The organism is Herminiimonas sp. (assembly GCF_030655415.1).
In genome coordinates this window covers 747874-766609 of sequence record NZ_JAURVN010000014.1, presented here as the reverse complement: position 1 = coordinate 766609, position 18736 = coordinate 747874, and the positions used below count along the sequence as shown (strand labels likewise).

Sequence of the window (18736 nt, the reverse complement as noted above, 5' to 3'; positions counted from 1 at the left end):
AATCACAGCCATGATCGATAGCTCGAGCGTGACGTCGGCGGGCGCATTGACGCTGTCGGCGACCTCGACTTCGACGATTAAAGCGCTTTCTATCGGTGGCGCAGTAGCTGCGGGTGGCGGTGGCGGTGGCGGTGTCGGTGTAGCCGGTGCAGGCGCAGGCTCAGACAACGATATCGACAGCACGATTTCGGCAACCATTTCTGCCAGCAACGGTACGAAGTCGGTCACTTCGCAAGGCGCGATGAGTTTGACGGCGAGTGATACATCGCACATCGTTGCCAATGGCGGTGGTGTAGCGATTGCCTTGACAGGTGGCGGCGGAGCAGGCGTTGGTGTGGCGGTAGGTGTATCGGCAGCAACCAATGCTATCAACAATACGATTCAGTCTTATATCGACAATTCCGTCGTCACTGTGACAACGGATGATTTGACCTTGAGCGCAACCGCGAGCGCAACGATAGAAGCATTGTCCATCGGTGGTTCGCTCGGCGTCGGCGGCGGTGGCGGTGCGGGTGTTGGCGCGAGCGCGGCAGGTGCCGGTTCAGGCAATACGATAGGTAATGTCGTGACGGCAGCAATCCGCAACAGCGCGGTGGTTTCGACCGTCACTAGCGGCAAGATCGCTTTAAGTGCAAAAGATGAGTCGATCATCACGGCCAATGCTGGTGGACTTGGTATTGCAGTGGGCGGGGGTGGTGGCGCAGGCGTCGGTGTTTCACTCGGTGTTGCCGTGGCGGATAACAAAATAGGCAATACGATCACCGCAGCAATCGATAACGCAAAAGTAAGCTCGGCAGGCGCTCTGGATCTTACCGCATTGTCAAATGCAACCATCAACGCCATCTCGATCGGTGGTTCAGTCGCGGTCGGTGCCGGTGGTGGTGCAGGTGTGGGTGTCGCAGCAGCAGGCGCTGGTTCAGACAACGATATCGACAACACGATCTCGGCTTACATCAAAGATAGTAACGACAGCGATACCGACATCAACAAGAAGAAAACTGTGTCGGCAAAAGGTGCGATGACCTTGAGCGCAAGCGATACCTCAAAAGTCACTGCGAATGGTGGCGGTATCGGTATCGCAGTCGGTGCAGGCGGCGGTGCGGGTGTCGGCGTGGCGGTTGGCATTTCGGCAGCCACCAATGAAATCAACAACACCATTCAAGCTTATATAGACAATTCCGTCGTCAACGTTACTGGCAACGATCTGTCGCTAAGTGCAATCTCCAATTCGACGATCAAGGCGATGTCGATAGGTGGAGCAACCGCAGTTGGCGGTGGAGGTGGTGCAGGTGTGGGTGTCGGTGCTGCAGGTGCTGGTTCTGGCAACACGATAGGCAACACCGTAACGGCATCGATTCAAAATGGCGCGAAAGTCACGACGACCACGGGTACGGGCGCGCTTGGCGCGATTAGCCTGAAAGCCAGTGATACTTCAGGCATCACAGCTGACGCTGGCGGTTTGAGCCTCGCAGTCGGTGGCGGCACAGTTGGTGTTGGCGCTGCACTAGGTGTTGCATTCTCTGAAAATAAAATCACCAATACGGTCAAGGCCTACATCGATTCGGCCAAGGTCACTGCGGCACGTGCACTCAGCCTGTCGGCGAATGAAAGCGCCACGATCAAATCATATGCTGTGGGCGGTGCAGTTGCGGTTGGCGGCGGTGCTGTCGGCGTCGGCGTCGCAGGCGCTGGTGCAGATTCCAGCAACACGATTACCAATACCGTTCAGGCTTACATCAACGATACGACCACGGCTGCGAGCAAAGGCGTCACGGCTGGTGGAAAAATCAGTTTGACTGCAACGGACGTAGCCTCGGTGATTGCAAATGCGGGTGGTATGGCTGGCGCAGTTGGCGGTGGTGCAGTCGGTGCAGCTGGTGCCATCGGTGCAGCTACCGCGAAAAATAAGATTACTAATACCGTTCAGGCCTACATCAAGTCATCGAATGTAACCGCAACGGGCGGCGACATTGCATTAAGCGCAAGCGAAAGTTCGACCATTGATGCGACTTCGCTGGGCGGCGCAGTCGCCTTGTCTGGCGGTGCTGCAGCGGCGTCCGCTGCAGGTGCGGGTGGTAGCTCGATCAACACAATTACCAACACAGTCGAATCTTATTTCGAAGCAGCCAACGTCACCACTGCAAGCAGTGGCAATATTTCGCTGAGCGCCGAGGATACAGCGAACATTTCTGCCGATACCATTGCAGCCTCGGTTGCTATTGCAGGTGGTGTCGGTGCTGGTACCGTCGCTGTGGGTACAGCGCTAGCAAAAAATACGGTTACCAACACTGTGCGCGCTTACAGCAAAGAAACCACTGTGACGTCAGCAGGGACTTTGTCGCTGACAGCCAGCTCAACGCCAACAATCAGTGCTAAATCGATCGCAGCTTCGGTTGCCGTCAGTGCGGCACCAATTGGTTGGGCCTTCTCGGGTGCCGGTGCCGATTCTCAAAATACGATCAACAATACAATCTCAGCATTCATTACCGGCACCAGTGCAACAGTCAAGAGCACCACGACGGCCGCTAATGGCATCGCGCTGAGTGCATTTGAAACCGCGCGCCTTACGGCACATGTCGGTTCCGCCAGTATCGCTGCAGGTGTTGTTGGCGGCTCGGTCGGTACCTCCTTGTCCAGCAATACGGTGACTAGCGGCATTAGCGCTTTCATCGACAATGCCACTGTCACGTCTACTAACGATGGCATCAGTATTACTACAAATTCGGATGATGCGATCTCGACGCTGGCCTACGCGACTGCTATTGCTGGCGCTATCGGTGGCGCTGGCGCAGGTGCCAGTGCGACGTCTGTTGTGAATCCGAATCTGTCTTCCTATGCTGGTAGCGGCGCGACACTTAGTGCCAAAGAAAAAATCAACGTCAACGCAACATCGCTCAATGCTTCCAACACCAAAACCATAGGTGCTGCTGGTGGCATGTCGGCGATTGGCACCAGCATAGCGAGTGCTACAGCGAATGGCTCCGTCCGTGCCTATGTCAATGGTGGTGTGACGACTGCAAAAGAACTTAATATCAACGCCTATGCGACTGATTCTGCGAAGGCGGAAAGCTATGCCGTTGCGGGCGGCATCGTGGCTGGCAGTGGTACGGTAGCCACTGCGTTAGTGTCACCGATTGTAGAAGCGTATATCGGTGCATCTAGCAGCACAGAGATTACGACGACGCAGCTAATTAGTGTTTCCGCTACAGTCAAACCACGTGCTGAAGCGTATGCATTTGGTGTCGCTGCGGGTGGTTTTGCTGTTGGTGTGTCGCAAGCAACTGCGACAACCACACCGACCGTGAATGCCTATGTAGCTGGAAAAATCACGACTGGCACGTTGAGTGTAAACGCGGCACAAGTGTTGCCATCACAGGGTGATTCTGCCTATGCCAAGGCCACTGGTTCGGCCGGTGCTTTGATCGGTGTTGCCTCGACCTCGGCTACAGCAATCAACGGCAAGACAGGCAGCCTGTCTGCAGTCAATGCTTACGTCGCTGACAATGCAACGCTGACGATTCGTGGTGCAACTTCCGTAGTCGCAAACGCTAAATCGCAACAAACAGCAGATGCAAGTAGCTATGCCATCGGTTTGGTTTCGGCTGGCGTTGCACAATCCAACGCAAAGTCAAACACACAGACATCGGCTTATCTTGGTACTGGCGTCAAAGTTGATGGTGCAAGCCTGACGATTACAGCAGTCGGCTACGACAACAACGTTGCACTGACAATCGCCGGCAGTGGTGGTGTATTGGCAGGCGCAGGTGCAACTGCTGATACCAGCAACATTAGTAATACCAGCGCATTGATCAAGGATGGCGTGGCAACACGCAACATCACACTCGGGGCCGACAATGTCTTGCCTATCCTGTTGATTTCGTCAGTACCGAATTACAGCACCGACAATGGCGTACGCACCGTGAGTAACGGCCAAACTGTTGACGTAGGCGCTGCACATATCGGCAACGGCGATGTTGGTACCCGCTATCAATATCTCGGTTCGACTGCAAGCATCAATCTGGCTACCGCCAACTTCGCAGATACAAGCAAGTGGAAAGCGATTGGCATTATGGACGGCACCGGCAAGCTGTCGATGTCTGCTGAACATACTGCGGCCTTCAACAGCACAACGGCAACTGTTGCCGGCGGCGCATTGGCAGGTAGCGGCGCGACATCGAATCATACGGTTGATGCCAAAGTCACTTCGGGTCTCAACAATGACGTCAAGGTATATGCCAAAGACGTCAGCATTCTCGCCACCAGCCATGTACTGAAAGCTGAACAATCCGCGGCGAATATCGCCGGTGTAACCGGTGGTATCGCTTCCGCAGCAGGTGCGACCAGCGAAACAGGCATCAAGCTGGATACCACAGTCAAGGTTGGTGACCGTTCACTGTTGCAAGTACGTGGCTATGCAATAACAGCTGGTGACATGCGTCTGGCAGCATTGAATGACATCGTTGCCTACGACAAAATTACGTTGAAAACTGGCGGTGCAATTTCAGGTGCTGGTGCATTTTCGACCATCCGTACGGATGGCGTGTTCTCACGTGTCCTGATCGGTAACGCAGCAACGGTGAAAACGGTCGGTGCAATCGATATCACTGCGCGTGGTCAAGGCACTATTTCGACCATCGTCGATGCGGAAACATATGGTGCCGCTACTGTTGCGGTCGCTAAATCAGTCACCGATATCCGTCCTGTTAATGAAGTCGTTATTAGCGCCGATGCCTTGTTGCAAGCCGACGCAAATGTGAATGTATCGTCCGGTACCAGCATCACCTTCAATCGCGATCAATACAAACTGATCGCACGTACCGATACATTTGCTGGTAGCGCGATCCCTATCGATGATGTCGATTCGACGGCGATTTTGTATCAAACGAATACGATCACTGTTGCCGCAGGTGCCAATCTGCGCAGCGCACGTGATATCAATCTGAATGCAGAGCGTCTCGGTTACGCCGATATGACCAGCCGTGCGAAAGCCGTCAACTGGGCGAGTGCGATTGCGGATGCAATTAACGGTTCAGAATCTTTCAGTGGTTCGCTCGACAGCAATGCCGATGGCATAGTCACCATCAACGGTACGTTGACGACTGGTATCGCTCGTACTCAAACCTTGACATTGAACTGGGATCCAACCAGCACTGCCAATCCTGCCACTGCGGTTGATTACGGCATCGTTGGTGTTGTAACGGGTGACGGTATTACCTATCGTGTTGTCACCGAGCCTTTGCTCACAGGTCTCGCTAAAGAATTGCAGAACGCTCAATCCCAATTGGCTGCGTATCAGTTCTCTGGCAACACTACCTTGATCACGTTCTACACAAACGAAATTACACGTATCAAGGCCGATCTTGCTGCAGAAGGTTTGCTTGGCGATCGCGGTCAATTGGTAGATAAATCTGTTACAACTGTTTACGTCGATCCAATCTGGGCACAAGCCGGCATCATCGACATTCGTGCCGACGTCGTCAAAGGCACAGGTAAATTTGATGCACCAGGTGATGCATCGGTCGTCATCGTTAACAACACGCCAGCGTTCATCAAACTGATGGGCATTACCATTCCAGAAAGTAATGGCGGCCTGTTTATCAATGGTGTGCAAGCCAGCAGCAATACGGAAATCACTGCACTCAACACAGCGGTAACAGGTGTGTCGACTACAGCTACTTTTAATGCGATTACGCAAACTGCGACGGCAAATCCACCGTTGATCTCAGTGACTAATAAGTTTAATCCTGCTACTTACACACCAGCTCCAGGACGTGTGAATTTTGCCTCGCCTGACATCACCGTGTTGGGAGCAATCACCAATTTGGGTGGCAACCTCTCGCTCGTAATTGAAGGTGGTAGCGGTGACATTCAGATTTCTGCGCAAGTCCGCGCCAAGAATATGGCGATCGTCACAGGCGGCAACGTCTATATCGATGGCGTGACTGCGTATTCTGTAGGCGGCGAAGCTTTGGCCGCATGGAAAACTGTCACCGATACGATCATGTCCGGCACCGATGGTGTCGCAGGTGACGCGACTTCAGCAGCAGCTTTGGCTGCGATTGCTGCGGCAAAGGCAGCGGGTCCGGCAAGTGGCGTCGTGATTGGTTATAAAGATGGCGCACCGGTGTATTCGACCGTATCCATGCCTGGCGTGAATTTGTATGCGGATCGTATTCATATCACTGCACAGTATCTGAACGTGAATGGCGTGATCCAAAGCGGCAAGGATAACTACACCCTCACAATCACGAATGCGACTCGGACAGAGATTCAAGCAATTTCCAGCAATGCGACTGGTCGCGTGCTGTTGAAAACTGCTTCGAACGGCGACTTCAATGTGTTCTGGAACACTGCAGACAAGCGTATCGAAATTGACGAGCTGCGTGTCAGCGGCGGTTACATCGAGCTCGACGCACATATCACCAATACCGGCACCGGCGAAATCAAACTTCTGGGCGGTTATGCGGATGTATCCATCGACAATCAGACCACTTACGATTTGGTGATCAAACGTATAGATACTTCCGAGCGTGGCACCGGCAAGCTATTAATTGTTGACCGTTCCAAACTGGTAAATAGTGTCGCCAATAGTTTCACCGTTACCCTGTATGAAAAATCAGGAGACAAGGTTACGGTAACCGTTGATAGAGGTATTGCAGGACAAGCACCTGTATCAACAGTAGTCGATAACATCAGCACTTACGATGTACAGGATGGCCAGCGCTACGGCTGGGCAATCGCGCAAGAAGCCGCGGAACGTAAGTCAGCTACCTATGGCCAAAGTAGTTGGCTGGGCATCGATGCATTTGCAAAAGATCCAACCACGATTACATGGGAAAGTACCGAACCGCTGGGGGCGCCAAAATTAATAGGTGGCGCTGCTTATTACTACAATGATAGCGATACTACGTACACAAGCGACAACGGTACTGATTTCGATTACTTGTATAACCGTGTGGAGACAGGCACTAAAACCTATCAGACCAATCAGCACACCACGAGCACCTGGTACGGTAAGGAAACGCAATGGACTACCTTCGTCCAGGAAAATAAATTTACCGACATTCACACGTTCTCGATCAAAGCTGATCACGATATCAAGATCAATTTCATCGGCGACAGCAGCAGCGATGTCACCGTCAAATCAGGTGGTTCGATTCTGCTGGCGGGTGCGATTTCCAATGAATCAGGTACAACTACGCTGATCGCAGGCAATCGTATTGATCATCTGGTGGATAGTGCTTATATCGGTGGCCAGATCATTAACCTGACAGCGGCTAACGGTATTGGTACAAATTCCGTCAGTGGTAGTACCACGCTGATCAATGGCTTGAACACCGATTTGTCGGCGACACCAACCTACGATTTCACAACCAGCTCTGGCGCAACATCTGTTTCTAACGGTACGCAGATCAAGTTGTCCACGACCTATAACGGTGGCGGTGTTGCAGGCAAAGTTTATAAATATATCGGTAGCAGTACATCGCTCAATCTGGGTGCGCAAAATTATTCAGATACCAGTAAATGGCAATTGACGACGTCGAGCAGCGCTAGTTACGTTGCTGAGAACTCGGCAAAAATCGTTGTCGGTCAAAAGGTTTTGATCGGTGCTGGCTATACAGCTGGTGGCGAAGTCGGTCAGGTCTACAAATACATCGGTGATGCAGCCAAGATCGATTTGGCAACAACCAACTATGCAGATACATCGAAGTGGGCCAAAGTCGAATCCCTGCCTGCATTGAATGTCACTGCTGGTGGCAAGGTTCTGATTAATGAAGTTGTTGGTGATCTGGCGGTTGGTGCGATTCGCGCCGGGGCAGGACAGTCCGTCACTTTAACAGCGCAAGGTTCGATACTCGCTGCAAAAAATACCGATGGTCGCGTTGGTGTGAAAACGCAAGCAGGCGGCTCGGTTACGCTGAACGCATTGAACGGCAGCATCGGTAGTGCAGCACAAGCATTGACGCTTTATTCCGGCAGCACTGCGGTTGACACAATCATTGCGTTGGCAGCACAAAACATCTATCTGACTGAAGGAGACTTCGCTGCAGGCGGAACCAGTGGCCTGGATCATATGCGTATCGAGTTGATCGAATCGCGCTCTTCGAATGGAACAATCGTCTTGACGGTCAAGGATGGTTCGCTCATCGATGGCAACAAGTCACAAGAAGTCGATGAACGCGCACGCGAAGAACTGCTGGGCGGTGTCTGGAAAGACCTCAATTTGACAGAAGGCACCGGTGCTTTGCAAAAAGTATCCGACACTATTCTTGCGTACAAAAACGCGAAAGAACAGGACTACCGCACTTATTGGAAGTATCGCGAACAGCAGGCGAATCCTGCTGTCTACGATGCAAGCTTCCAGGTTCATCTGACAGCGGAACAGTCGGCGTATTACACGAGTGTGCTTGGTTACAGCACGGCGCAAATCACTACGCTGGAAAACAAACTGACGTCTGAATACGCAGAACTTCACGCTCGCTATGGCAGCGTGGGCAATACGTATAACGCAGCGTACAGTTTCGATATCACCTCTGGCGATGGCTTGGCAGAAGTGAATCAGCTGAAGTCGACTATCAAAGTTTGGACTGAAGCAGAATTGCTGAACACGATGAGTGCCGGTTTGTTGAAAGCTGCTGCTAATACGCAGGTCAACATCGAAGCACCGAACATCATCGGTAAAAACGTTACGATCAATGCGTCGAATAATGTCGGTAGCAATGACACTTCGTTGACGATTACCTTGCCGACCAATGGTTCGCAACTGGTGCTGACGCCGGAACAAAAACTGGCGTTTGCGGCAGCAGATCGTATCGATGTGACTTACCTTGCGGGTAATCCTATCGTCAACACGACGGTCAACTTCCATGACAACGGAACGTCTAACGACACCATCACACGTACCGGTAGCAGCTGGACTTCCAGTGGTCTGGCTGCAGGCATGCATATTCAGATTTCCGGCGCGACGGGTAATGCAACTGACAAAGGTGAGTCGTATCAGATCAAGAGCATTACAGATGTAACCGTCAATGGCGTGTTGACCAGCACCATTACGTTGACATCTGGCGCAACGCTGGTTAACGAAACCGGTAAAGTCATTACGATGACGCCGATCGCGCTCAACCCAACGCGTTCGGATGTGGTTTCTGCTGCGATCAACTTTGCGTTGACAGCCGGCGTACCGACGATCACACGCACTGACGGTGGCGATTGGCTGGCTGATGGTTTTGCTGCAGGTGAGTTGTTCCAGGTTTCCGGTAACACGAAAAATTCGACCGGCAGCACGGTTTATTACACGATTGCCAGCGTCACTGAATCGACTATTACATTGGTCGCCGGTACTACACTTGTTGCTGAAACTGGTGTCGAAGCGGTATTTACGCCGAAGGTCACGAATCCAGCCGCATTGCGTCCAGCCTTGACGGCAATCGTGATCGAACGTCGTGACGATGTTAACGTCGATGCTACCGGCCGCGTCAAAGTTACTGCAGGTAACGAGGTCTATCTCGGTTCTGGTCAGTTGCAGCAAGCGATGAATATCGATCAAGTCGTGAGCACGAATAACAAGGATATTCGCATCAAGAGCAAGTTTGGCGTGGTCAACGATGCTGTGGTTGCTGGTAGTGCCAACGTTATTGGTAACGATCTGATTGTTGAGGCAGGACAGGGCGCGATTGGTTCGATTTCAAAAGCGCTGCTGACTAACCTCACAGGTACTTTGACTGCACGCTCGTTTAATAGCCTGTACATCACAGAGATTAGCGGCAATATGCTGTTGGAAGGCGTGCAATCGACGACAGGTACCGTGCATCTGGAAGCGACATCTGGTTCTATCCTTGACGGCCTCAATAGCGACACTGCAAAAATCGCTGGTAACCGTATTGAGTTGGTAGCTTCAGGTGCAATCGGTGCCAGCGGCAATATGCTGGAGACCGATTTGACAGCAACGGGTACTCTGCTGGCTACTGCCGGCGGTGACATCTTCATGTGGGAAACCTTGGGTGACCTGAATCTCGACGTCATCCGTTCTACAGGCGGCGATGTCACTTTGGGTGCCAGCGGTTCCATCCTTGACGTCGGCATCGTTGCTGATGTTGATGCATCGCGACCAGGCATTGATATTTTTGCTCGGAGTATTTCGCTGACTGCTCAAAACGGCTCTATCGGCCGCTCTGGCAATGACATTGATATTGATACCAATAGCGGTAATTTGGCTGGTACCTCCGGCACCCTGACGACCGTCAGCATGCAAGACACTTTCATCATCGAAGTACTCGGCAACCTGTTCATCAATGAAATTGGTATTGGCGTCAATGCAGTTGGTAATACTGCTTACACGGCATTCATTGCATCAGCCGGTAGTATTTTCAACGGGCGTTCCGACAATGGCAGCAACATCACATCTGGCCGCACCAAGTTGTTTGCGACTGATGATATCGGTACTTCCAGCAAGCATCTGACGACCAAAGTCGGTACCTTGCAAGGTAACGCAACACTGGGTAGCACTTATATCTCGAATACAGGTGCGATGACATTAGCAACGCTCGACGGCGCCAACAGCGCAGCGATTACATCGGGCGGTACGGTTGTCATCACAACAGCTAGTCCGATGACGGTCAGCCAAAACGTTGACGCGGGTGGCGGTATTACGCTGATCGCGCTGGATAAATCAGGTGGTACGACAGACAGCGTTGTCATCAAAGCTGGCAAGACGATTGAAAGTACGACCTCGTTCGTGCACATCAAGGCAGGTGATGACGTCACCGTCGAAGCTGGTGCGAGTGTCATTGCCAAAACCGAACTGACTATCGAAGGTGATTATCAAGGCGATAAAGATGGCAATGCTGCACCAGCAGGTCAAGCCAACATCGACGTCGGTGGTAGTACCATTACGATCAACGGCACCTTGAAAGCAGGAACACATATCGATTTCCTGGGTGAAGTCGAAACCGATACGATCATCGTGTCTGGTACTGCTTCCATCACCGCACCTATCGTTAATTTCAGTGGTGCCAAAGGCAACGACAAGATCGATCTTTACGGCATCATCAATGCAACTACCATCAACGTCCACGGCGATGATGGTGACGATACGATCAACGTTTGGGGAACGATCAAAGCGACACAGTTCAATCTGTATGGCGATGCGGGCAACGATAATATCGCGCTCAATCCGGATAGTGTGACCGCCGGTTTCAATGCTACTTATAATTTGATCTTGCAAGCCAATACCAATATTGAAGGCGGTGCAGGCGAAGACACGATGTCTGTTAGCCATTTGTTGACGATGACAACATCGCACAATGGCGTACGTGATCAGATTTCGATCAATGGCCAAGGTGGCACAGATCAATACATCATCAATGTCAAAGGTAACTCCGACTACATCGTCAACATCAATGACAGCGGCGCACCAGCCGATGGCGCGGATCAACTGACGATCAACGGCACCAATACCGAAGATACATTCCTGGTACGCAAAAACTTTGTAGCGTCTATGGATGCGCTTCCTGCTGTAGCGGGCGATCAAGTTCATTACACCAACCTCGTCGAGCGCATTAACTACAACGAAAGCATCAATGGTCGTCTGCTGATCAATGGTTTGGATGGCGACGATTCGTTCTACGTCGATGACAACTCGACCATCACCACGCTCGATGGTGGTGACGGTTCGGACTACTTCCAGTTCGGTCAGATGTTTGGTTCCGTCCGTGATACGACACACGTCGCTTTAGGTGATGAAATCGAAACGGTTCAAACCACGCTCGGCTATCTGTCGCGTGGTATCAGCTTCGCTACCACTGCATTTGGCGGCGATGGCGATGATCGCTTCACTGTCTACAGTAATAAAGCGCCGTTAAAATTGTTTGGCGAAGCCGGCAACGATGAATTCGTGGTGCGTGCGTTCTTGTTGACCGGTACCGGCCTTTCGGTTGCGGATACGCAATTGAACGGCGGCAGCGGCGACGATCACATCGAGTACAACATCAACGCGCCAGTCAGCATTGATGGTGGTACTGGTGTCGATACGATCGTTGTGGTGGGTACTGAAGCGTCCGATAACTTTGTCATTACCGACAAGGGTGTGCAAGGTGCAGGTCTGAATATCGACTTCACCGGCGTCGAGAAACTTGAAATCGACGGCATGGAAGGCGACGATCACTTCTTCGTTCTCAGCACTGCAGCTGGCATGGTCACGACGATTATTGGTGGTCTCGGCAACGATACGATTGATATCGGCGGCGACGTTACCCAAAAAATCGTCTCTAAAGACGTCGAGGGCACTAACGGCTTTATCAATCATGCAGTCAGCAGTACTGATCCAGCCTACAACGGTATTTATGCTGAAGGCATCAAGCTCAATGTGGCAACTGGAGCAGTGGGCGCAGTCGGTATCAAGCAACAGGCTGCAGGCGATTTGACGGTCGTGGAAAACGGCGCATTAGGCACCGACACAACGTATTACAACATCGCAATGAACGTCGCACCGCCGACATACGCGAATGCTGCGCCGATTTACTTGACAGTATCCGGTACGCAATCGAATAGCAAAGACACGGCTGCTGGCGGCAAAAGCATCGAGGTTTCACTTGATGGCATCAACTTCTCGCAATCGCTGGTGTTGACTTTCGATCCAAGCGCTGTGGCTGGCTCAGTCAACGATTGGCTGCGCGACCAGAAAATTTATGTGCGCGCAACTGGTGACCTCGCTGCTGAAGGCGAACGTGTCGCGATGATCAGTCATTCGATTTTGAGTGCAGATCCAGCGTTTAACCATTTGCTGGTTGCTAACGTACAAGTCCGCGTAATTGATAACGATCAAGCTGGTGTCATCGTTACGGAAACGTCTGGTTCAACTCAAGTGCTCGAAGGCGATACAACTGGCGATACGTATTCGATCTCATTGACCAAATCGCCAGCGGCAAATGAAATCGTCACCGTTCATCTCGGTTTCGACATGACGCAACTTGCGATCGCTTCGGCAGTTAATGACGCTGCCTTGCAAGCACGTATTGATACAATCAACGGCACCATCACATTCGATAGCAGCAATTGGAATACACCGTTCGTGGTGCAAGTCACTGGTGTCGAAAATTCGATTCCTGAAAACACTGCTGGCGTTGTTGTCAAACACAGTGTCACCAGCATCAGCACCAACGGTGGCGCACGTGAATTCATCAACGTTGATACACAAGACCTGACAGTCGATGTACGTGACAACGATATCGGTGGCGTATTGGTAATTCAGTCTGAAGGTTCAACTCTGGTATCCGATACCAGCGATGAGTCCTACACGATTCAATTGACCAAGCAACCGACTGCTCCAGTCACGATCAAACTGCTGTCGGATGGCAAAACACTGTTGACTAGCTACGATGCTGATCCACGTTTCTCGATGATTGATGGTGTCCCTAGCGTCACCTTCACTGCGGCGAACTGGGATCAGGCATTCAAGGTCAAAGTGGCGGTTAATCCGAATGCGCCGCAAGTAGTGGGTACGCAACCAGTGCAAACCTATCCATTGCAACAGCATGTCGTGGCGCAAGTCAAAGGCCCGCTCTTCATCGAAGGCAGCGCCATCGAAGGTCGCGACCGCTCGCTCAAAGTGGCAGTCATGCTGCCATCCGAAACCGATACGGCTTTGCCTATCGTGAATCTGGAAGCGCAAGAAAGCACTAACACCGATACGCTCAATATTTTCAACGACGGTAGTGTGTCGAACGACACCGGTACGCTTGGACATATAACCAACACGAGCGGCCTGTCGGCTCTGTTCGGCAACAATGCAACCAACACAGCTGCCAAGCTGGCGGAATTCGCCAACCTGCAAGGCTTGGGCATGGGCGCTGGCGTGACGTTGAATTTCGGCACCACGCAAGTTCCTGAATGGCGCACCTTCGATTCCGGCATCACGTATCACGGTATCGAAATCGTCGATGTCATGCTCGGCAAAGGTGACGATACCTTCACCGTTGCTCATACAACAGCAGGTGCTGTCACAGTAATTCAAGGTGGCGGTGGCAGCGACAAGCTTTACGTCACAGGCGGCGGTGGCGCTGCAGCACCACTGGTCTTGTTTGGCGATGCGAGCCAGGATGGTAAGTCCTATAACTCGACCGTGCTGGACATTACCGGTCACGGTTTTGCGTTCAGCAATTTCGGCGATGACTTGATCGATGCGCGCGGTGCGGGTGGCGGCGTCACGATTTACGGTGGTCAGGGCAACGATACGATCTTCGGCAGCGACTTTGATGATCAGATTGCCGGCGGTTCAGGCGATGACACCATCAATGGCATGAGGGGTAATGATCATATCTACGGCGATGCCGGCTTCAACATCGATTTGTCGAAACGCTTCAGCGTTGCCGGCGATATGCTGACAGTTGTCAATGCGGGTAGTGCTGGCGATTACATGGCGACACGCGATAACCTCGCAGTCGGTAACGATACGATCAATGGCAATGAAGGTAATGACATCATCATCGGCGATCACGGTACGATCACACAGATCGCCGGTACCAAACGCTTGCTGAGTAACGGCAACGTGACGGAGATCGCTACATTCAACGACATGGCTGGTGGCGCGGACCTGATTACCGATCGTTCCGGCAATAACATCGTGTTCGGCGGCATCGGTGGTGACACGATCACGGTTGCTGGTATCAGCAATATCGTACTCGGCGACAACGGCAAGATCGTGTTTACTGCGGATGCGAGCAAACTGGTTTCGATTGAAACTACCGACTACGATGCATTCCTCGGTGGTAACGATACGATTACTGCGGAAAGCGGCAACAGCATTCTGTTCGGCGGCGTTGGTGCAGATATCATCACCACCGCAATCGGTGACGATACGATCTTTGGCGACAACGGCAAGATCGTTTACAGCGCTACCGGTATCGCTTCCTTGCTGCGCGCAACGGACACCAAAGAAACATCCGGCGGTGCTGACATCATCACAACCGGTAGCGGCAAGAAATTTGTCTTCGGCGGTGTAGGTGCGGATCAAATTACGCTCGGCCTTGCAGCTTTGGATAACACCAACGGTATCGTCATTGGAGACAATGGCTCTATCCAACTCGATGCTACCGGCGCGTTTGCGTTGCAAGCTGCGAGCGAAGGATATCTGGCTGCTAATGGCAGCCTCGGCGGTAACGACATCATCAAAACCGGTGATGGCAACCATGTGATCATCGGCGGCTTTGGTGCTGATCAAATCACTACGCGCAATGGTGACGACACGATCTTCGGCGACAACGGCGTCATCACCTTCAACGCGCAAGGCAAATTCGAAACCCTGGTTTCGACCAGCGACAGCGCAACCAGCGGCGGTGATGACACGATCACGTCGATCAATGGCAACAAGATCGTTATCGGTGGCACCGGCGTAGACATTATCAATGTCGGTGTTGGCGACGGCATCATTCTGGGCGACAGCGGCGCCGTTACCTACGATACCGCTGGTACCAACGTTCGACGCATCGAGAGTCTGGCTGGCGATACTAGTTATGGCGCAGGTGACACCATTACTGCAGGTAACGGTAAGCATTTCATCATCGGTGGTTTCGGTGCAGATACGATCACGAGCGGTACAGGCAGTGACTACATTCTTGGCGACAACGGCAATATCGTGTTGAACGCGACAGGTAAAGTCACTTCGATGACCTCGAATGTCGATAGCAATATCAGTGGCGGTGCGGACATCATCCATGCAGCTGATGGCGACAAGTTTGTCATCGCCGGTGTAGGGGCAGATGAAGTTGTAATCGGCACTGGCACCGCTAACGGCTCATCGATTGTTATCGGTGACAACGGTCGCATCACGTTTGATACTGCCGGCCTTCTGCCGCAATTGGTTGAAAGTCTCGATTACACAACCGGCCTGCTCGGCGGTAACGACACAATTCGCACTGGCAACGGTAACAACGTCATCATCATCGGCGGTATCGGTAACGATACGATAACAACGGCTACCGGCTCGGATTACATCATCGGTGACAACGGCAACATCATGTTGAACGCGGCCGGTAAGGTCACGTCGATGACATCGAATGTCGATAGCAATATCAGTGGCGGTGCGGACATCATCCATGCAGCTGACGGCGACAAATTCATCATCGCTGGTGTAGGTGCAGATGAAATCGAAGTCGGCACAGGGACTGCTAACGGCTCTTCGATCATCATTGGTGACAACGGCCGCATCACGTTTGATGCTGCAGGCCTCTTGCCGCAAGTGATTGAAAGTCTCGATTTCTCAACTGGCTTGCTGGGTGGCGATGACAAGATTACTACTGGTAACGGCAATCACTTCATCATCGGTGGCATTGGTACCGATACGATAGCAACCAGAACCGGCCGCGATGTTATCGTTGGCGACAATGGTGTCATTACATTGAACGCAGCCGGTCTGGTTATCAGTGTTGATGGCACTGTCGATACGCTGGCAACTGGCGGTGGCAACGACACTATCACTGCAATCGACGGCAACAAGATTGTGATTGGCGGTATCGGTAACGACAGCATTACTCTAGGCAATATGGCTATTGGTAGCAGTATCGTACTCGGCGACAATGGCTTGGTTACCTTCAATGCAGCTGGCACCATTCTGCGTCAAGTGAAGAGCACCGGTTATCACGAAGGCTTTGGTGGTGATGACACCATCGAAGCAGGTAATGGCAATCACTTCATCATCGGCGGTTTCGGCGCGGATAAGATCACAACCGGTAACGGTACCGATTATCTGTTTGGCGATAACGGCATCATTGATCTGGATACAGCAGGTACAGTGGTGTCGCTGGATTCCAGCGTTGATACGAAGCTGAGCGGCGGCGATGACATCATTCATTCTAATGACGGCAACAAGTTTGTTATCGGTGGTGTCGGCAAAGACGAAATCATCGTGGGTGCTGGCAACGGCATCTTCCTCGGCGATAACGGCTTTATTGAATTCGACGCAGCAGGCAATCTGGCACAGTTGATCGAAACCACCGGCTATCTGACTGAAACAGTCGGCTACACCACTGGACTCGGTGATGACGATACGATTAAAACCGGTAGCGGCAATCACTTTGTCATGGGCGGCGTAGGCAACGACACCGTCAACACGGCGAACGGTCTGGACTACATCTTCGGTGACAACGGCCGCATCGTATTGAATGCAGCAGGCATCACGACTTCGTACGAATCATTCTTCGATACCGCAGTCAGCGGTGGCGATGATGTGATCGTCACGTTGCAAGGCGTCAAGCATGTGATCGGCGGCTACGGCAACGATCGCATCACGATGGGCGATAGCAACAACATCGCTTTTGGTGATAACGGCAAAGTTGACTTCGACAATGCAGGTAACGTGTTGACCATGGTCAGCACCAATCCGGCAGTTGGCGGCAATGACGTCATCGTGAGCGGCAATGGTCGTAACGTGCTGGTTGGCGGTATCGGTAACGATGATTTGCGTGCAGGCAATGGCGGTAATGTGATCTTCGGCGATAACGGCGATGTCACACGTGATGCCAGCGGCAATTACATCCGTATCGTTACAACGAATCCGACTATAGGCGGCAATGACATGATCGTCAGCGGTAATGGCGAAGATGTTCTGCTCGGCGGCAATGGCGCGGATGAACTGTTTGGTAATAACGGCTTCAACGTCATTATCGGCGACAGTGGTTTGGTTGAATACACCGGTGGCATCGTGTCATTGGCGCAAACCATTGATCTGTACAACGGCGGTAGCGATATTCTGCACGGCGGCAATGATCTGAGTGTGATCTTCGGCGGCTTTGATAGCGATCTGTTGTACGGTAACTTCAACAACGACATCATGGCTGGTGACTATGCGGCTGCTTACTTTGTTCAGCGTCAGGCGGTATCGGTGGTGCGCTTTGGTTCGGCTAACAACTCACCGGATCTGATCGCCAACAAACAGGACAACGTGTTTGTTCCGGTATCAGCTGGCGTGTCGCGAGCTAATTCAAGTCTGCAATACGGCGTGACGTTTGCGAATCGTATGGATGCCTTGATTTCCAGTATCTCTGCAACTGGTGGCGATTCTCTCAGCTTGTTGAATTTGCGCGCTAGAAGTTCTTCCAGCGATTCGTCGACCTCGTCCAGTTCAAGCCGTAGCAATAGCCCAACACAAACTGCTGTCAATGACATCAGCGAGCTGGGTGACTTGAATGCATTGCCAGCTACAGCGGCAGGCATCGAAGGTCTTACGGGACAAGATGCGTTTGAGCAGCAGCCTGTCGATTGCACGATACCAAATGTTGATGGCAGCTTCCCGACCGTAAATTGTGCAGCTCCCGCTGTGCCTGCCGATGCAGCACCTGCAGTTGAGGCAGCACCTGTTCCAGCGCCGAGTTCAGACGCAAGTGATGTCGTTCCTGCAATCGACAACGTGGATATCGCATTCGCCGGTTTGGCTGGCGCACATGCATTAAAACTCGGTCGTAGCGGCAAGGATGCAATGCAATTTGATCCACGTACCGGTAAATGGAGCAAGGCTGAAAAATCGACGCGTGCTCGCACGACGTTTGATCGCAACACCTTGTTGCAGCAAGCGGAAGTGGTTTCATCCGACGTCGTAGTGAAAACACCGGTCGCTGCGCGCAGCTGGCTCGATCGCATCACTGGCGTGGCTGAAATTGTCGAAACGCATACCGAAGCTGCGGTGAATACTGGCAACGCATCCATCGATTGGAATAGCAAAAAAGAACCGGAAACAACGCCTTGA

At 52.2% G+C, this 18736-nt stretch carries 1 protein-coding gene (cut by a window edge); it reads left to right on the top strand.

From position 1 onward, the window contains the following. Positions 1 to 18736 carry the 3' portion of a DUF4347 domain-containing protein gene (locus Q7T66_RS12765; RefSeq protein ID WP_304933690.1) on the top strand. 12428 nt of this gene lie to the left of the window's left edge, so the window shows 18736 of its 31164 coding nt (coding positions 12429-31164); the start codon falls outside the window, past its left edge; its stop codon occupies positions 18734 to 18736.